General features: G+C 56.2%; 15 protein-coding genes and 3 tRNA genes. 9 read left to right on the forward strand and 9 right to left on the reverse strand.

Going from position 1 to position 18520, the window contains the following annotated elements; genetic code table 11:
- Positions 1-21: 21 nt before the first annotated feature.
- Entirely contained in the window at positions 22-1167 is a 1146-nt protein-coding gene (blaACT, locus tag BFV65_RS01920) for an ACT family cephalosporin-hydrolyzing class C beta-lactamase (RefSeq protein WP_058647079.1), read from the reverse strand.
- A gap of 132 nt (positions 1168-1299) precedes the next feature.
- On the opposite strand from blaACT, the gene ampR reads away from it, so the two are divergent.
- Positions 1300-2175: a LysR family transcriptional regulator AmpR gene (ampR, locus tag BFV65_RS01925; protein WP_058677057.1), complete on the forward strand. Its 876-nt coding sequence runs from the start codon at positions 1300-1302 to the stop codon at positions 2173-2175.
- A 29-nt stretch (positions 2176-2204) separates the two neighbouring features.
- Here ampR and frdD read toward each other — a convergent pair whose 3' ends face one another.
- From frdD to frdA, 4 genes are read right to left on the reverse strand one after another with little or no spacing between them, the layout of a single operon-like run.
- Entirely contained in the window at positions 2205-2564 is a 360-nt protein-coding gene (gene frdD, locus BFV65_RS01930) for a fumarate reductase subunit FrdD (RefSeq protein WP_000609653.1), read from the reverse strand.
- A gap of 10 nt (positions 2565-2574) precedes the next feature.
- The gene (gene frdC, locus BFV65_RS01935; RefSeq protein ID WP_003855953.1) at positions 2575-2970 is read right to left on the reverse strand and encodes a fumarate reductase subunit FrdC; all 396 of its coding nucleotides are present in this window, start codon (positions 2968-2970) and stop codon (positions 2575-2577) included.
- A 10-nt stretch (positions 2971-2980) separates the two neighbouring features.
- Positions 2981-3715, reverse strand: coding sequence for a succinate dehydrogenase/fumarate reductase iron-sulfur subunit (locus BFV65_RS01940; protein ID WP_022646809.1), 735 nt, complete (start codon positions 3713-3715; stop codon positions 2981-2983).
- A complete protein-coding gene (gene frdA / locus BFV65_RS01945) occupies positions 3708-5498 on the reverse strand; it encodes a fumarate reductase (quinol) flavoprotein subunit (RefSeq protein WP_023305293.1) in 1791 nt (596 codons plus the stop codon). The genes BFV65_RS01940 and frdA overlap by 8 nt, the downstream gene beginning before the upstream one ends.
- 310 nt (positions 5499-5808) lie before the next feature.
- On the opposite strand from frdA, the gene epmA reads away from it, so the two are divergent.
- Together epmA and yjeM are read left to right on the forward strand one after the other, a co-directional pair.
- A complete protein-coding gene (gene epmA / locus BFV65_RS01950) occupies positions 5809-6786 on the forward strand; it encodes an elongation factor P--(R)-beta-lysine ligase (RefSeq protein WP_003855960.1) in 978 nt (325 codons plus the stop codon).
- A 178-nt stretch (positions 6787-6964) separates the two neighbouring features.
- Positions 6965-8464: a glutamate/gamma-aminobutyrate family transporter YjeM gene (gene yjeM / locus BFV65_RS01955; RefSeq protein WP_069596161.1), complete on the forward strand. Its 1500-nt coding sequence runs from the start codon at positions 6965-6967 to the stop codon at positions 8462-8464.
- A 40-nt stretch (positions 8465-8504) separates the two neighbouring features.
- On the opposite strand, the gene mscM is transcribed toward yjeM, so the two are convergent.
- From mscM to rsgA, 3 genes are all read right to left on the reverse strand, one after another.
- Entirely contained in the window at positions 8505-11828 is a 3324-nt protein-coding gene (gene mscM / locus BFV65_RS01960; protein WP_069596162.1) for a miniconductance mechanosensitive channel MscM, read from the reverse strand.
- A 19-nt stretch (positions 11829-11847) separates the two neighbouring features.
- Positions 11848-12816: an archaetidylserine decarboxylase gene (gene asd / locus BFV65_RS01965; protein ID WP_022646813.1), complete on the reverse strand. Its 969-nt coding sequence runs from the start codon at positions 12814-12816 to the stop codon at positions 11848-11850.
- 97 nt (positions 12817-12913) lie between these two features.
- Complete coding sequence (gene rsgA / locus BFV65_RS01970; RefSeq protein ID WP_169819290.1) at positions 12914-13966, reverse strand: small ribosomal subunit biogenesis GTPase RsgA; 1053 nt, start codon at positions 13964-13966, stop codon at positions 12914-12916.
- Between the two features lie 107 nt (positions 13967-14073).
- Between rsgA and orn the strand changes: the two genes are divergently transcribed.
- From orn to BFV65_RS01990, 4 genes are all read left to right on the forward strand, one after another.
- Entirely contained in the window at positions 14074-14619 is a 546-nt protein-coding gene (gene orn / locus BFV65_RS01975) for an oligoribonuclease (RefSeq protein WP_003855965.1), read from the forward strand.
- Between the two features lie 196 nt (positions 14620-14815).
- Positions 14816-14891 (forward strand) — tRNA-Gly (locus BFV65_RS01980).
- A 45-nt stretch (positions 14892-14936) separates the two neighbouring features.
- Positions 14937-15012 (forward strand) — tRNA-Gly (locus tag BFV65_RS01985).
- 45 nt (positions 15013-15057) lie between these two features.
- A tRNA-Gly gene (locus BFV65_RS01990) sits at positions 15058-15133 on the forward strand.
- 270 nt (positions 15134-15403) lie between these two features.
- On the opposite strand, the gene queG is transcribed toward BFV65_RS01990, so the two are convergent.
- Positions 15404-16543, reverse strand: a complete 1140-nt coding sequence (gene queG / locus BFV65_RS01995; RefSeq protein WP_015572463.1) for a tRNA epoxyqueuosine(34) reductase QueG — start codon at positions 16541-16543, stop codon at positions 15404-15406.
- Here queG and nnr point away from each other — a divergent pair.
- Positions 16542-18065, forward strand: coding sequence for a bifunctional ADP-dependent NAD(P)H-hydrate dehydratase/NAD(P)H-hydrate epimerase (nnr, locus tag BFV65_RS02000; RefSeq protein ID WP_032621418.1), 1524 nt, complete (start codon positions 16542-16544; stop codon positions 18063-18065). The two genes, queG and nnr, sit on opposite strands and share 2 nt — an antisense overlap.
- Positions 18058-18519, forward strand: coding sequence for a tRNA (adenosine(37)-N6)-threonylcarbamoyltransferase complex ATPase subunit type 1 TsaE (tsaE, locus tag BFV65_RS02005; RefSeq protein WP_003855970.1), 462 nt, complete (start codon positions 18058-18060; stop codon positions 18517-18519). Before nnr ends, tsaE begins: the two co-directional genes overlap by 8 nt.
- Position 18520: the final 1 nt, after the last annotated feature.

An 18520-nucleotide genomic window follows, 5' to 3' on the forward strand; every position in this document is an offset into this window, starting at 1 on the left:
CGCAGCGCCACCCGCAATGTTTTACTGTAGCGCGTCGAGGATATGGTATGCCGCCTCAACGCGTGCCGGGTTCGGATAGCTTTTATTCGCGAGCATCACAATACCGATCTGCTTTTCAGGAATAAAGGCCACGTAGCTGCCAAACCCGCCAGTAGAGCCCGTTTTATGGACCCAGGACGCTTTGACCGGGGGAGCCGGTGGATTCACTTCTGCCACGGGCAGCGGTGCCAGCGCCACCTTACTGTCGCTGCCCTCGATCACCGTGTTGGCCTCCACGGGCCAGTTGAGCATCTCCCAGCCCAGACCCTGATACATTGACCCGATACGCCAGTAGCGCGACTGCGCCAGCGCGATGCCCTGCTTAAGTGAGGCATCAGCAACCTTCTCCGGCGCCATGTTTGCCATGACCCAGTTCGCCATATCCTGCACGTTGGTTTTCACGCCATAGGCTTGTGCATCCAGCATTCCCGGCGAAACGCGCACCGCTTTACCGTCACGATAGCCCCAGGCGTAATGCGCCTCTTCCGCTTTCGGAACGTTAATCCAGGTATGGTCCAGCTTGAGCGGCTTAAGGACCCGCGTCGTCATGGCCTGCTCATAGCCCATGCCGGAAGGTTTGACCGCCAGCGCGCCAAAAAGACCGATACTGGCGTTGGCGTAAAGACGCGTTGTGCCAGGCTTCCACTGCGGCTGCCAGTTTTGATAAAAGCGCAGCAGGGCGGCATTATCCGTGACCTCATCCGGTACCTGTAGCGGCAGGCCGCCAGCGGTGTAGGTTGCGAGATCCAGCATACGAATCCCCTGCCACTGCTTGCCCGTTAGCTGTGGCCAGTATCTGGTCACCGGATCGTCCAGCGAAATTTCACCGCGAGCAATGGCATCCCCTCCTAAAACCCCGGTGAAGGTTTTACTTATAGAACCCAGCTCGAACAGAGTCTGAGGCGTAACGGGTTTGCTGGCCGCGATATCGGCTTTGCCAAACGTGTAATAGTGCGGTTTACCCTGATAAATAACGGCCACCGCCATGCCTGGAATCGACTGGGCTTTCATCAGCGGGGTAACCGTATTCGCGACCACCTCCGCCAGCTGTTTTTCTGACACTGGCGCGGCGAGAGCAGAGCAAGAGATGCCGAGCAGCAGGGCGCAGCAAAGAGATTTTTTCATCATCAGTAATCTTCCGTAATAGCGAGTCAAGGGGATGTCCGGGCCCGTCAGACAGGCGTAGTCTGTTGGATTTGACTGTGCCTGACAAACGGTTAAATTTAGCATTAGCTGTTAATTTTTCTAACGGAAGAGACCATGACGCGAAGCTATCTCCCCCTCAATTCGCTTCGAGCCTTTGAAGCCGCCGCGAGACATCTCAGCTTTACGCATGCGGCCATTGAGCTGAACGTGACCCATTCAGCCATTAGCCAGCATGTGAAAGCGCTGGAGCAGCACCTGAACTGTCAGCTGTTCGTTCGCGTGTCGCGCGGGCTGATGTTGACTACCGAGGGAGAAAACTTACTGCCGGTACTGAATGATTCGTTCGATCGTATAGCCGGAATGCTGGATCGCTTCGCTAACCATCGTGCGCAGGAGAAGCTGAAAATCGGCGTGGTGGGTACGTTTGCCATCGGGGTTTTATTCTCACAGCTGGACGATTTTCGCCGTGGCTATCCGCACATCGATCTTCAGCTTTCCACCCATAACAACCGCGTTGATCCGGCTGCCGAAGGGCTTGACTATACGATCCGCTACGGTGGCGGGGCGTGGCATGGCACCGAGGCTGAATTTCTTTGTCATGCGCCGCTCGCGCCGCTGTGTACGCCCGATATCGCCACCAGTCTGCACTGTCCGGCCGACATCCTCAGGTTTACGCTGCTGCGCTCCTACCGACGCGACGAGTGGACCGCGTGGATGCAGGCGGCCGGCGAGCACCCCCCTTCGCCAACGCACCGTGTGATGGTATTTGATTCGTCCGTGACCATGCTGGAGGCCGCTCAGGCAGGGGTAGGTATTGCCATTGCGCCTGTCGATATGTTTACCCATCTGTTAGCCAGCGAGCGCATTGTGCAGCCCTTTGCAACGCAGATTGAGCTCGGCAGTTACTGGCTTACCCGATTGCAATCCCGGGCAGAAACGCCTGCCATGCGCGAATTTTCCCGGTGGCTGGTGGAGAAGATGAAAAAGTAAAAAGCCCGCCGGATGGCGGGCCTGTTCAGTCAGATGGTAACCACGGCAATCAACGTGACGACCGTCAGAATGGTTGCCAGACCGTAGAAGACCCATTTACCGCTTGGCACATGGATTTTCAAATCGTGCATCGCATGGTGGATACGGTGCAGACCACACCACAGCGGCAGGACGATCATCAGGAAGATGAACACCCGGCCAATAAAGCTGCTCGCAAAGGCCAGTACGCGCTCATAGCTCAGCGCATCGCCCGGAAACAGCCCCAGCGGCAGCATAATACCGACCAGCAGGATAATGACCGGGGCAATAATGGCGCTCCACATGCCGCCTGCGCCAAACAGCCCCCAGAAGACCGGCTCATCTGAACGTTTTGGATTTGGATTGATCACAGTAGTCTCCTTACCAGAACAGTGCGACAAACAGAATGACCACAGAGACTACTGCCGTCACTGCCCAGAGCCCTTTAATAACCGGCTCTGGCCCCATTTTTTCGCCTTTTACAATGATGTTCGCTGCTTTTGGCGCCAGTTCAAACCAGGTTTTGGTATGCAGTAGCGCGGCTGCGAGCACAATCAGATTCAGAACTACGATGATTGGGTTTTGCAGGAAACCCACAAAACTGGCCCAGGCTTCCGGGCCGTGCTTGAGGGCATACACCCCGTACATCAATTCGAGGCTGAACCAGACCGCGGGAACAGCCGTGCCTTCACGCAGCATATAGAAGCGATAAAACGGCAGTTTTTTCCACCAGGTGGACGGCATTGGTCGCACGTAGGCTTTGCGTTTAGTCGTCATCATGCACTCCTTAGCGTGGTTTCAGGGTAGCGATAAGAAAGTCTTTCGAGCTTTCCACTTTTCCCTGCTGAATGGCGGCGGCCGGGTCGACATGCTTCGGACAGACTTCGGAGCAGTAACCGACAAACGTGCAGGTCCAGACCCCGTTCTGGCCGTTAAGCTGTGCCATACGTTCTTTTTTGCCGTGGTCGCGGCTGTCCTCGTTATAGCGGTGCGCCAGGGTAATGGCGGCCGGGCCGATAAACTCAGGGTTCAGGCCAAACTGTGGACAGGCGGCGTAGCACAGGCCGCAGTTGATGCAGCCGGAAAACTGATGGTATTTCGCCATCTGCGCGGGCGTCTGGGTGTTTGGCCCCTGATCCGGCGTGCGCGGGTTGCCGATGATGTACGGCTTAATCGCTTCGAGGCTTTCGATAAAGTGGGTCATGTCGACCACCAGATCGCGCTCAATCGGGAAGTTGCCCAGCGCTTCAACCTTGATGCCCTTGGTGTAATCACGCAGGAAAGTTTTACACGCCAGCTTCGGCACTTTGTTGACCATCATGCCGCAGGAGCCGCAAATTGCCATGCGGCAGGACCAGCGGTAGCTCAGGTCCGGGGCCAGGTTATCTTTGATATAGCCGAGCGCATCCAGCAGGGAGGTTTGCTCGTCGTAAGGGACTTCATAGAAAGCGCTGTGCGGCGCGGCGTCCACTTCCGGGTTGTAGCGCACCACTTCAACTTTCAGTTTTTGCATCTCAGCCATTCGCCTTCTCCTTCTTATCGGCGGCTTCTGCTTCTGCACCGTACACGCGTTTCGCCGGTGGCAGCGTAGTGATTTTCACGTCGCTGTAGTCCAGCCGGGTGGTACCATCCGCATCGCGCCAGGCGAGAGTATGTTTAAGGAAATTGACGTCGTCACGTTCGGTGCAGCCCTCATCCAGGCGCTGGTGTGCGCCGCGGGACTCTTTACGCGCCAGGGCGGAATGGGCCATACACTCTGCGACGTTCAGGCCGTGGCCCAGTTCAATGGTATAGAGCAGGTCGGTATTGAAGACGCTGGAGGTGTCGGTGATGCGCACGCGCTTGAAGCGTTCCTGGAGTTCTGCCAGCTTGTCGACGGTTTTCTGCATCAGCTCTGGCGTACGGTAGATCCCGCAGCCTTCTTCCATCGACAGCCCCATTTCGTCGCGGATCTTCGACCAGTTTTCGTTACCTTCCTGGTTCACCAGGCCTTTCAGGCGTTTTTCGATGTCTGCAACCTGCGCATCCAGCGCCGCGCTGTTAGCTTCACCTGCCGTTGCGGCACGCTCCATCGCGCGTTCGCCCGCCATGCGACCAAAGACCACCAGCTCAGCCAGCGAGTTCGAGCCCAGACGGTTTGCGCCGTGCAGACCGACGGAGGAACACTCACCCACCGCAAACAGCCCTTTGATGCGGGTTTCGCACTGCTGGTCGGTTTCGATACCGCCCATGGTGTAGTGCGCGGTTGGACGCACCGGGATCGGCTCTTTCACCGGGTCGACGCCCACATAGGCTTTCGCCAGCTCGCAGATAAACGGCAGACGCTCCAGCAGTTTCTTCTCGCCGAGATGACGCAGGTCGAGATGTACCACGTCGCCGCGCGGCGTTGAGATGGTATTGCCTTTGCGCCACTCGTGCCAGAAAGCCTGAGAGACTTTGTCGCGTGGGCCGAGTTCCATGTATTTGTTTTTCGGCTCGCCAAGCGGGGTTTCCGGACCCATGCCGTAATCCTGCAAATAGCGATAGCCGTTTTTGTTGACCAGAATACCGCCTTCGCCGCGGCAGCCTTCCGTCATCAGAATACCGGAGCCCGGCAGGCCGGTTGGGTGATACTGGACGAACTCCATATCACGCAGCGGGACGCCGTGGCTGAGCGCCATGCCCATACCGTCACCGGTGACGATGCCGCCGTTGGTGTTGTAGCGGTATACGCGGCCCGCACCGCCCGTTGCCATCACCACCGCCTTAGCGCGGATCTGGACGAGCGTGCCTTCCATCATGTTCATTGCTACCAGTCCGTGCGCATGACCGTCGTCGACCAGAATGTCGAGAACGAAATGTTCGTCAAAGCGCTGGATTTGTGGGAACTGGAGGGAGGTCTGGAACAGGGTGTGCAGCATGTGGAAGCCGGTCTTATCGGCAGCAAACCAGGTGCGTTCGATCTTCATGCCACCGAAGCGGCGGACGTTGACGCTCCCGTCCGGACGGCGGCTCCATGGACATCCCCACTGTTCCAGCTGGGTCATTTCCGTTGGGCAATGGTGCACGAAGTAATCAACGACATCCTGTTCGCAAAGCCAGTCGCCCCCTGCAACCGTGTCGTGGAAATGGTATTCGAAGCTGTCATGATCCTGCGCGACGGCGGCGGATCCTCCTTCTGCGGCTACCGTGTGGCTGCGCATCGGATAGACTTTTGAAATCAATGCGATTTTGGCGTTCGGATTGGCTTGTGCCGCAGCAATTGCAGCGCGTAATCCAGCCCCGCCAGCGCCTATTACGGCAAGATCGGCTTGAAAAGTTTGCACGACATTCCTCCAGATTTTGGTTTTCCCGCAACGTGATGAGCTAAAGGACGTTCACCTGCCCGAACGGACGATTGCGGAAGCGATTCCACTGCTCCTTTATGGGTAAAACAGTATAACCGCGTAGAAGTGAGGGAAATTTGACGTGTTCGATTTTTTTGCTGTTCTGTGCGGTGATTTATCATCGTGATTAATGAATGGCGTCACAGTATTTCTCTGTGCAATGAAAAGGAGCTTTTACTGTGCAAAATTTGTCTCTGCCCCGGCTTGCGAGTAGACTTCGTGCCCTTGTCTGAAAACGGAGAAATAACTCATGAGCGAAACGGCCACCTGGCAGCCGAGCGCATCCATTCCAAACCTGCTAAAGCGCGCAGCAATTATGGCGGAGATCCGCCGCTTCTTTGCGGATCGCGGCGTCCTGGAGGTGGAAACGCCGTGCATGAGTCAGGCGACGGTCACGGATATTCATCTGGTCCCGTTTGAAACCCGTTTTGTTGGCCCAGGCCACTCTCAGGGCATGAATCTGTATCTGATGACCAGCCCGGAATACCATATGAAGCGTCTGCTGGCGGCCGGGTGTGGTCCGGTCTATCAGCTGTGCCGTAGCTTCCGTAATGAAGAGATGGGCCGACACCATAATCCGGAATTCACTATGCTGGAGTGGTACCGCCCGCACTACGACATGTATCGTCTGATGAACGAAGTCGACGATCTGCTCCAACAGGTGCTGGATTGCGCGGAAGCTGAAACGCTCTCCTATCAGCAGGCCTTCCAGCGTCATCTGGAAATTGATCCGCTGTCGGCTGATAAAACACAGCTGCGTGAAGTGGCGGCAAAACTGGATTTGAGCAACGTGGCGGATAACGAAGAGGATCGCGACACGCTGCTGCAACTGCTGTTCACCTTTGGTGTTGAACCGCAGATTGGCAAAGATCGTCCGACGTTTGTCTATCACTTCCCGGCCAGCCAGGCTTCACTGGCGCAGATCAGCACCGAAGATCACCGCGTGGCGGAGCGCTTTGAGGTGTACTTTAAAGGCATCGAGCTGGCGAACGGTTTCCATGAGCTGACCGACGCGCGCGAACAGCAACAGCGTTTCGAGCAGGATAACCGCAAGCGCAACGCGCGCGGTCTGCCGCAGCAGCCGATTGACACCAACCTGCTGGAAGCGCTTAAAGCCGGTCTGCCGGACTGCTCCGGCGTGGCGCTGGGTGTGGATCGCCTGGTCATGCTGGCGCTGGGCGCAGAACAACTGGGCGATGTGATTGCCTTTACGGTCGATCGCGCATAAAGAATTGCCGGGTGGCGCTGTCGCTTACCCGGTCTACTCGGTCATTTAACTCTGCCACATTAAAAACTACTATCTTCTCTATGCACGGGTCTTTTTCTTAATTTGACTCGGATAGCCACAATATTTGTCTGGTCATCTGCTACCATCCGCGCAGTTTAATTCCGTTTCGGATGGTTATATGTCTCACTCACTCAAAAAAATGACCCTTACCGGGCTCATCCTGATGATTTTTACGTCAGTTTTTGGCTTTGCCAATAGCCCGTCCGCGTTTTATCTGATGGGCTACAGCGCGACGCCGTTTTATATCGTTTCCGCGCTGTTCTTCTTTATTCCGTTTGCGCTAATGATGGCGGAGATGGGGTCGGCGTACAGGAAAGAAGAAGGCGGCATCTATTCGTGGATGAACAACAGCGTCGGTCCGCGTTATGCGTTTATCGGTACGTTCATGTGGTTTTCATCCTATGTCGTCTGGATGGTCAGCACGGCGGCCAAGGTCTGGGTGCCGTTCTCAACGTTTCTCTTCGGTGCGGATAAAACGCAGGTCTGGTCTCTGGCGGGGCTGAGTTCCACACAGGTGGTCGGTATTCTGGCGGTGTGCTGGATGGTGGTTGTCACGCGGGTGGCCTCGAAAGGCATCAACAAAATTGCCCGTATCACTGCCGTTGGCGGATTTTCCGTGATGTGCCTGAACCTGGTGCTGCTGCTGGTCAGTATCGCTATTCTGTGCCTGAACGGCGGGCATTTCGCACAGGAAGTCAACTTCGTTTCATCGCCTAATCCGGGTTACCAGTCCGGGCTGGCCATGCTCTCCTTCGTGGTGTTTGCCATCTTTGCTTACGGTGGAATTGAAGCCGTGGGCGGGCTGGTCGATAAAACCGAAAACCCGGAAAAGAACTTCGCCAAAGGCATTATCTTTGCCGCCATCGTCATTTCCATTGGCTACTCGCTGGCGATTTTCCTCTGGGGCGTCAGCACCAACTGGCAGCAGGTACTGAGCAATAACACCACCAACCTCGGCAACATTACCTACGTGTTGATGAAAAGCCTGGGGGTGACGCTGGGCAACGCCATGGATCTCGCGCCGGAAACGTCGGCCACCCTGGGGATCTGGTTTGCGCGGATTACCGGTTTGTCGATGTTCCTCGCCTATACTGGCGCGTTCTTCACGCTGATCTACTCGCCGCTGAAAGCGATTATTCAGGGGACGCCAAAGGCGCTGTGGCCCGCACGTATGACGCAGCTGAATGCTACCGGTATGCCTGCCAACGCGATGTGGATGCAGTGCCTGCTGGTGTGCGTGTTCATTCTGCTGGTATCCTTTGGCGGCGATACCGCGTCGGCGTTCTATAACAAGCTGACCCTGATGGCAAACGTATCGATGACGCTTCCGTACCTATTCCTGGCGCTGGCGTTCCCGTTCTTTAAGGCGAAGCGGGATCTGGAGCGACCGTTTGTGATCTTCAAAACCCGCATGGCGACGCTGCTGGCGACCACTGTTGTGGTGCTGGTCGTCGCGTTCGCCAACATCTTTACCGTCATTCAGCCCGTGGTTGAGGCAAATGACTGGAGCAGCACGCTGTGGATGGTTGGCGGACCGATCTTCTTCTCGCTGCTGGCAATGGGGATTTATGAGAACTACCGCCGCCGCATGATGACCTGCGTGGCAGAAGTGGCATAGCGGATGAAAAAACCCCTCCCGGAAGGGAGGGGGAAATGGATTATAAACTTCCCGCCGGGCGCGAACGCGCCGCAGACGTCAACGTTCTTCCCGTCTTACGTCCGTCCAGCGTTTCCAGACGCATCTGGAAAGGTGGGAACGGCATATCAATTCCGTGCTCGCGGAAGCCAGCCAGGATCAGCTGGTGGATCTCATGGCGCAGCGGCATACGGTGTCCCATCTCGGCGGCGTAGATACGCAGCTCGAAAATCTGGATCCCCTGCTGCAAATCAACCAGGAAGACTTCCGGCGGCGGGTTGTCGATCACCAGCGAACAGCGTTCAGCAGCCGTATACAGGATCTGCGTCACCTCTTCGCTGTTGGCATCCGACGGAGCGGGTACGGTCAGCACCACACGCGTGACGGAGTCAGACAGCGACCAGTTGATAAACTGCTCGGTGATAAACGCTTTGTTCGGGACGATGATCTCTTTACGGTCCCAGTCGCTGATGGTGGTGGCGCGGGTGTTGATCCTGGTGACGCTGCCGGTCAGATCGCGGATGGTCACCGTATCGCCAATTCGAATCGGCTTTTCAAACAGAATGATCAGACCCGAGACGAAGTTGGCAAAGATCTCCTGTAAACCAAAGCCCAGGCCTACGGTCAGGGCGGCAACCAGCCATTGCAGTTTTGACCATTCGATACCAATCATCGAGAAGCCAACCAGCCCACCAAACAGCATGATTAAATACTTGGTAATGGTGGTGATCGCATAGCCTGTGCCGGGGGTTAAATCCAGATGCTGCAACAGCGCCAGCTCCAGCAGGGCAGGGAAGTTACGGATCAGCTGTGTGGTGATAATGAGTACCAGAATCGCAATCAGCACGGCCCCTAAGGTGATGGGCTCCAGGCTTTCGACCCCCTGCACCGTCGACGTCACATCCCACAAAGAGATGTTCTCCAGGAAGCCAAACGCAGAGTGGATTTCCGACCACAGGAAGATCACCGACAGCAGGGCAACCAGCATCAGAATTGAGCGTACCAGCCGCAGGGACTGGGTACTGATCGCATCGAGATCCAGTACGACGTCATCGGCGTCTGAAGTCCCTTCGGTGCTGTTGACGTGGTTCGGCTCTTCCTCACCCCGCGCGCGCTGGGCCAGTATTTCTGCGCGACGATGTTTGGCACGGTCAAACGCCAGACGACGACGCTGGATCAGCATGCCGCGGCGAATTACATGGTAGACCACCAGCAGCAGGAACCAGATAGCTACTGACGTTTCCAGCCGTGCGAGCAGCGCCTGCGATGTGGCGAGATAACCGACAGCCGCCGCCAGCATCGCCGCCAGCGGCGCGCTAAGCAGCAGGTTCCACAGCAGACGGTTAAACATGTTATCGCCACTGCCGGACTTGTCGAGATAGAGCGGGATCCCGGCGCGCTTCAGGCTGAGCGTCACTACCGCTAATGCCCCGCAGATCAGCATAAAGCACAGACGTCCCAGCGAGCCGGAGAACTCCCGGTCATTGAGATTATCGAACATGATCAGCGCCATAATCAGCGGCACAATCAGCCCGATGCTCATCAGGTAATAGCGCATCGCCCGCGCCACGCGATTACGCGGCCAGCCAAAGTGAGCGATGAACAGACCATTTGGCCGCGCAAACGTGGCGCAAATCATCACCACCCACAGCAGCGGAACGGTGGCGGTCACGCCATCGCCAATTGCGACGGCAAGCGGATAGGGCCAGGCTTCACGCAGGCCGTATCCGAGCGTCATCCACAGCACCGGCAGCGGGGACGCGACCAGAATTGACCAGAACACTGTACGCAGCGTCAGCCAGAAGTGATCCTGTGTCACTTTCCCCACCCGGGCGCTGGAGCGCTCAAGGAAACGGGTGAAGTGGCGACGGGAATAAATACTGAAACCCACCAGAATCAGTGCCCCCAGCAGCGGGAAGATGGTCTCCTTACTGGTGAGCATCATCACGCTGGCGAGACCCAGCTGGCTGAAGGTGTCCAGCGAAATGAGGCGGCGCAGATCCTGCACGATCTCGATCGGCCAGGCGAAGGTCATCGGCCGCACGTCGGAGGTCCAGAACAGGTAACGGTGCGTGGCTTCGTTGACCTCTTTCAGCGCGTCCTCCAGCTGGCTGTTTGAGACTTTCAGCTTGGTGAGTTCGAGGATCAGCGTATCGCCCCCCTGCAACAGGGAATTGAGCAGTTCGCGTTGGGTGCGCAGCTGCGCTTCCAGAATACGGCTTTGCTCGCCGGTGAGCGGCTGTCCGTCAGCCTGACGGATCTGGCGGATTTGCGGCTGCTTATTAAGAAGGTCTTCATAATGAAGACGCTGAACGCGCAGCTGCGCCATCTCCGTATCAAGCTGCTGCGGTTTTGGCATCTCTGGCAGACGAGCCACCTGCGCGCGTAACGCTTCGCCCAACAGGTTAGACGAGCCAAGCCACTGGGACTGTTCACGCAGCGTGTTGAGAGCCTGACGAACCTGGAGGGTTTGATTAGTGGCCTGACGCTGCTGCGAGGCCACCAAATCCATGCGCTGCGCCTGCTGATTCAGCGCGGCAGAAAGCTCGCGGTTAACCTTAAACTGGGCGACGATGCTGTCGGGCAGGTTAGCGCTGTTTTCGGCCAACAACTCGGTGCTTTCCAGCGCACGTTCAGCTTCACGCTGACGCTGGCTGTTGAGTTGATTTCTCAGCGCCTGGAGATACGCATCCAGCTGTTCGCTCTGCTTCTGCGCCAGTTCCGAACGCATCCGCGACAGCTCCTGGCGGTTGTTAGCAGAAAGCTGTGCCAGCTCCAGTTCATCAACCAGCGCTTTTAGTCTGGCGGATTCCGCCTGTAGCCCAAGATTTTGGGCCTGATTCTGCGGGGTGTTGCCGGTCTGCGTCCCAATGCGGCGTTCCACCTCATTTAACTGACGGCGGGCATCGGTTTGCTGCTGTGGAAGCTGACTGAGAGAGTCGGCAATTTCACGCGCCCGTTCCTGCTCCTGCTGTGCCAGACGGCTTTTTTCCAGCAGCTGGCTGCTGACTTGCAGGATCTCCTGATTCAGCGCCTCGGACGTCATCCCTGCGGGTACCTGGCGTGGTTCATCACGCAGGCTGTTTAACTGCGAGCGCAGGGTCTGAGAGAGTTTGGGGAAGTTGTCGATAACCTGCTGATATTGCTGGGCGCGCTCAAGAGAACCCTTTCGTTCCTCAAGTGCGTTCAGTGCAGACTGGAGCGACTCAACGGCCTCCGGCTGAGCGGGTTTCGCCGCTTTTGCCTGCTCCAGCTCCTGGGTTATCTGTTTGGCGTCGGGGGCCGTCGCTGCGTACGCCCCCATGCTGAGGCACCAGGCCATCAGTAATACGATAATCGGGCGCACGTCAGCGATCCTTCTGTTGTTAACCTTCGTCTTTTTTGTCGTCAACCAGCGGGCTGGCATCGTGCTCGGCTTTGATCTCTTCTTCCGGCAACGGGGCTGGCGCAACGTCTGGCGTTGCAAAGACCTCCGTCGATACTGCCAGAGGCTGGCCGAGTTTGGTCACGGACAGGCTTTCCAGCTCGTCGACAAGGTTAACTTTGCCCGGTGCGAACAGGTTGATTACCGTTGAGCCCAGCTTGAAGCGGCCCATCTCCTGACCTTTCAGCAGGGCCACAGAACCTTCTTCTTCTCCGGCAGGCCAGGTCCAGCGCTTGATCACGCCTTCGCGTGGCGGCGTAATGGTGCCTGCCCAGACGGTTTCGATGCTGCCCACAATGGTAGCACCTACCAGAATCTGCGCCATTGGGCCAAATTCAGTATCAAACAGGCAGATGACGCGCTCGTTACGGGCAAACAGGTTAGGGACGTTTTGCGCCGTCAGGTGGTTTACAGAGAACAGATCCCCCGGCACGTAGATCATCTCGCGCAGGATGCCGTTACACGGCATATGAACGCGGTGGTAGTCGCGCGGGGAGAGATAGGTGGTCGCGAAAGTCCCGTTGCGGAACAGATCCGCCATTATGTAGTTACCGGCCAGCAGCGCTTCCAGGCTGTAGTTATGGCCTTTCGCCTGCAAAATTTTGTCGTCTTCAATTTTACCCAGCTGGCTGATCACGCCGTCAGCAGGCATCACCAGCACGTTCGGGTCGGTATTCAGCGGGCGCACTTCGTCGCGCAGCGGACGCACAAAAAATTCGTTGAAGGTGCGGTAGCTTGCCGTATCCGGCTTCTGCGCTTCTTTCATGTCGACCTTGTAGTATTTCACGAACAGGTCGATGACCAGTTTGGTCAGCCAGCCCGCTCGTTTGCTCGCGCCCCAGCCCGCCAGGCGAGTGAGCCACAGTTTAGGCAGAATGTATTGAAGCGAAAGTTTAAATGAGTTTAACAAGGTAGCCTCCAGGCCATTGTTTTGTCGTTCCTGATCCGGCAGTACGCTGCCGGAACCTGAAAAAAGGGGACGATTTTAGCGACGCTTAGCTTAGTTGTCAGTTATCAGAATCAGAAAAGTTTTTACGCGTTTTTACCTGGTCCATGCTTTCGAGAATACGATGGTAATTTTCGAAACGGGTTTCCGCTATTTCACCGTTCTCCACCGCTTCGCGGATGGCGCAGCCCGGATCGTTGTCATGTTTACAGTCGCGGTATTTGCAAGCGCCTATATAGTCATGGAATTCGACAAATCCGTTAAAGATTTGTTCCGGCTCGAGATGCCAGAGACCAAATTCACGCACACCCGGGGAGTCAATCACATTGCCGCCGTGCGGGAAGTGATAGAGACGTGAGGCGGTGGTGGTGTGCTGGCCCAGCCCGGAGACGTCCGACACATCGTTGGTCAGGATTTCTTGCTGAAGGCCGAGCAGGTTGTTAAGCAGGCTCGATTTACCCACGCCAGACTGCCCTGCAAAGATACTGATGCGGTCGGTCAGCGCATCTTCTAACGGCTTCAGGCCATCTTTGGTGCGGCTGGAAACCATCAAAACGCGATAACCAATATTGCGATAGATATCCATCTGCTCATTCACAAAGGCCATGGCCTCGTCATCCAGCAGATCGATTTTATTCAGCACGATGAGCGGCTCAACCTGTAGCGTCTCGCAGGCCACCAGGTAACGGTCAATAATGTTGAGCGAAAGTTCGGGTAAAATCGCCGAAACGATCACGATCTGGTTGATATTGGCGGCAATGGGCTTTACGCCGTCGTAGAAATCAGGACGGGTCAGAACCGACGTGCGTTCATGCACGGCTTCAACGATACCTTTAACCGTTACCCCTTCCGCAGCCGCTTTGCCTGGACGCCAGACCACGCGGTCACCGGTCACCAGGGAACGGATGGTGCGACGGATATTGCAACGGTGGATGTCCCCGTCGGCAGACTCGACATCGGCATGCATACCGAAGCGGCTAATCACCACGCCTTCCGTCGCTTCGCCAAACAGGTTGTCGTCGTAATCGGGCTTCTCCGTAGTGGTTTTAAGACGGCGCTGGTGATTTGCATTCACGCGGCGCTGCTGCCCTTTGGAGAGTTTATTTTTACTCAATCGCGCTGGCTCCTGGTCGCCCATAGCGGGCAAAACCTCTATGATACACTCTAATTAATACTAGTTAACCTGCTACTGCCGGTTAAGCGAGAAGGGTGGAAAATAACATGAGCGCGGACGAAAACAACCTGATTTGGATCGATCTGGAGATGACCGGCCTGGATCCCGAGCGCGATCGCATTATTGAGATCGCCACACTGGTCACCGATGCCAACCTCAATATTCTGGCGGAAGGCCCAACGATTGCCGTGCACCAGTCCGATGACCAGCTTGCGCTGATGGATGAGTGGAACGTGCGTACCCATACTGGCAGCGGGCTGGTGGAACGCGTGAAGGCCAGCACTCTGGGCGACCGCGAAGCGGAGCTGGCGACGCTTGAGTTTCTGAAGCAGTGGGTGCCGGCAGGAAAATCGCCTATCTGTGGCAACAGCATTGGTCAGGATCGTCGTTTTCTGTTTAAGTACATGCCGGAGCTGGAGTCCTACTTCCACTACCGCTATCTGGATGTGAGCACCTTAAAAGAGCTGGCCCGCCGCTGGAAACCGGAAATTCTCGACGGCTTCACAAAGCAGGGGACGCACCAGGCAATGGACGACATCCGTGAGTCTGTTGCGGAGCTGGCGTACTATCGCGAAAACTTTATTAAGCTTTAATTTTGCGATCCGGCGCCTTGCGTGGCCGGGTTTTTGTCGCTAAATTGTTCAGCTTGCCGATTAAATAAGCACTTGAACTGAATTTCAAAAAAATCGCTTTGAGGGGGGTTGCAGCTAAACGGATTTCTCGTATAATGCGCCTCCCGTAACGACAGAGAATTACACGTTACGACAGCAACAAAAGCAGTACAGATTTGCGGGAATAGCTCAGTTGGTAGAGCACGACCTTGCCAAGGTCGGGGTCGCGAGTTCGAGTCTCGTTTCCCGCTCCAAAATTTGAAAAGTATCGCAAGATACGCCAGCACCAGAACACCCAAGCGGGAATAGCTCAGTTGGTAGAGCACGACCTTGCCAAGGTCGGGGTCGCGAGTTCGAGTCTCGTTTCCCGCTCCAAAATTTGAAAGTATCGCAAGATACGCACAGCACCAGAATACCCAAGCGGGAATAGCTCAGTTGGTAGAGCACGACCTTGCCAAGGTCGGGGTCGCGAGTTCGAGTCTCGTTTCCCGCTCCAAATTCTTCTTCTTTCCTAAATTATCCACAGCGAAATGCTTCGTTGGGGACGTTTTCTATTGTATCTGAAACACTCTTGTAAACAGAGTTATCCACAGAAACTGTGATAAATCCCAGTTGTACAAAATGTTAGCAGGGTGAATAATATCTTCGTAATTAACTGTAATCTATGAAGAAAATTTGATTTCAAAATGTTATTGAGATCACTTGACCTGTTTGCTAAACCTTATTGCGCCTGAATTCTTATTTTTATTCACAGCCTGTGAATATATCACACATCCCGTGGCAGCCCTTTTTCAATCACCCTGACCAGGCGCTGTTTCTTCGGTAACTGCACTTCAACCACGCCGGCATTTCGCTTCTCAATTTGCTGCGCAATCGCCCATTCTATGTGCTCATCAAGAAGTGGGTGCTCACCTCTGCGGCTTTCAAGCGCCTGAAGATTGGCTTCATCCCATGGGGCATTACCCAGCGCAACGGCCACATTACGCAGCCAGCGCAGGTGGCCGATACGACGTATGGCGGAACCTTCCGTCACCTTTAGGAACCAGGCTTCGCTCCAGGCGAACAGTTCGATCAACTGCGGGGCATGTAACGCCTTGCGGGGACTGAAGTCTTCTTCGTCCGTCAACTGTGAATAACGGTTCCACGGACAAATCAGCTGGCAGTCATCACAGCCGTAGATGCGGTTGCCAATAAGCGGACGAAATTCCTCTGGAATAGCACCTTCCAGCTCGATGGTGAGATAAGAGATACAGCGGCGCGCATCAACGGTATAGGGTTCAACGATAGCGCCCGTTGGGCAGATGGTCATACAGGCCACGCAGCGGCCACACCCTTCTTCCACCGGACCGTCTACCGGCAGGGGTAAATCAATCAACAGTTCACCCAGGAAAAAGAATGAGCCCGCGTCGCGGCTTAAGATAAGTGAGTGCTTACCTGTCCAGCCAAGCCCGGCTTTTTCGGCGATCGGGCGCTCAAGAATAGGCGCAGAATCGACAAAGGGTCTAAAATTCAGCGAAACACAGTGCTGCTGAATGGTTTCCCCGAGCTTTTTTAGACGGTTGCGCAGAAGTTTATGGTAATCACGTCCCAGCGCGTATCGGCTGACGTAACCCAGCGAAGGATTTTTTAGCGTGCGCGCAAAGGCCGCGTTAGCGGGCAGATAGTTCATGCGTACGCTAATGACGCGCAGCGTACCCGGCAACAGCTCGTGGGGGCGGGCACGCATCATACCGTGGCGCGCCATCCACTCCATCTCGCCGTGGTATTGTTTATCCAGCCATGCCTGTAGCTTAGGCTCGCTGGCAGAGAGGTCGGTATCGGTAATACCGACCTTCTGGAAGCCCAGTTCAGCACCCCACTGTTTTATTTTCTGCGCTAATTCATTGAGATCGAGGGGCTGTGACATGACGGACCATACTGTGAAGAAAAACCCCGCAAGTATACCACATTCCATCTGGCATGCGGATGACCTCCGTCGGGCCGAAAAAGAGGCCGCAGACAGCCTCGGCGTTACCCTTTATGAACTGATGCAGCGCGCGGGCGAGGCGGCGTTTAACGTGGCGCGCACGGCTTATCCGGATGCCTCGCACTACCTGATTCTGTGCGGGCACGGCAATAACGGTGGCGATGGCTATGTGGTGGCTCGTCTTGCGGTGGCGGCGGGGCTGCGCGTCACCCTGCTGGCGCTGGAGAGCGACAAGCCGCTACCGGAAGAGGCTGGCATGGCGAGAGAGGCCTGGCTGAATGCGGGGGGCATTATTCATGCGCCTGATATTATCTGGCCCGAGGATGTCGACGTGATTGTTGATGGTCTGCTGGGGACGGGGCTGATGCGCGCGCCTCGCGATGACGTCGCCGCGCTGATTACCCACGCTAATGCGCACCCCGCCCCGGTGGTGGCGCTGGATATTCCCTCCGGCCTGATGGCGCAAACCGGCGCGACGCCGGGCGTGTCGATTGAGGCTGCGCACACCGTGACCTTTATCGCCCTGAAGCCGGGTTTGCTTACCGGTAAAGCGCGGGATGTCGTGGGGACGTTACATCACAACGCACTGGGGCTGGAAAACTGGCTGGCTGGACAGGATACCCACATCACCCGCTTTGATGCCTCCCTGCTTGCTCAGTGGCTGCCTCCGCGCCGCCCCACATCCCATAAGGGTGATCATGGCCGGCTGCTGATTATCGGTGGCGATCATGGCACGGCAGGTGCGATTCGCATGACAGGAGAGGCCGCGTTGCGCAGCGGTGCCGGATTAGTACGCGTGCTGACCCGCAGCGAAAACATTCCGCCGATTATTACCGCGCGGCCGGAGCTGATGGTCCACGAGCTTGCCCCACAGGCGATTGAAGAGGGTCTTGAGTGGGCGGACGTGGTAGTCATTGGTCCGGGCCTGGGTCAGCAGGAGTGGGGTAAACGGGCCCTGCAAAAGGCCGAGAATTTTCGTAAGCCGATGCTCTGGGATGCCGACGCGCTTAACCTTCTGGCAATAAACCCGGATACGCGTCACAATCGCATTCTGACGCCACACCCCGGCGAAGCCGCACGGCTGCTTAACTGTAGCGTGGCAGAAATTGAAAGCGATCGCTTACTTTCAGCCCAACGTCTGGTAAAACGTTACGGAGGTGTTGTCGTTTTGAAAGGGGCGGGGACCGTTATTGCCAGCGATGATGCGATGGGCATCGTTGATGCCGGTAATGCAGGCATGGCGAGCGGCGGCATGGGTGATGTGCTCTCTGGCATCATTGGCGCATTGCTCGGACAGAAACTTCCCCTTTATGATGCAGCCTGTGCTGGCTGCGTGGCCCACGGTGCGGCGGCTGACAGGCTGGCTGCTCGTTACGGAACGCGCGGTATGCTGGCCACCGATCTTTTTTGCACGCTGCGGCGTGTTGTTAACCCGGATGTGATTGACGTAGAAAATGACTAATCGAGCGATTCCTTTACCTGATGAACAAGCCACTTTAGATCTCGGCAAGCGCGTGGCGCAGGCCTGTCAGGGGGCGACCGTCATTTATCTGTATGGTGATTTAGGCGCGGGTAAAACAACCTTCAGCCGTGGTTTTTTGCAGGCGTTAGGCCATAACGGGAACGTAAAAAGCCCGACTTATACGCTAGTAGAACCGTACACGCTTGAAAATATCATGGTGTACCACTTTGATTTATATCGTCTTGCGGATCCTGAGGAGCTGGAATTTATGGGGATTCGCGATTACTTTGCCAACGACGCCATTTGCCTGGTGGAGTGGCCGCAACAAGGTGCGGGTGTGCTGCCTGACCCGGATGTCGAAATTCACTTGGATTATCAGGCACAAGGGCGTGAGGCGCGCATCAGTGCGGTTTCCTCATCAGGCTGTTCCTTACTGGCGCGTTTAGCCGGTTGAG

The sequence above is a fragment of the Enterobacter hormaechei subsp. hoffmannii genome (genome assembly GCF_001729745.1).
GTDB classification, from domain to species: domain Bacteria; phylum Pseudomonadota; class Gammaproteobacteria; order Enterobacterales; family Enterobacteriaceae; genus Enterobacter; species Enterobacter intestinihominis.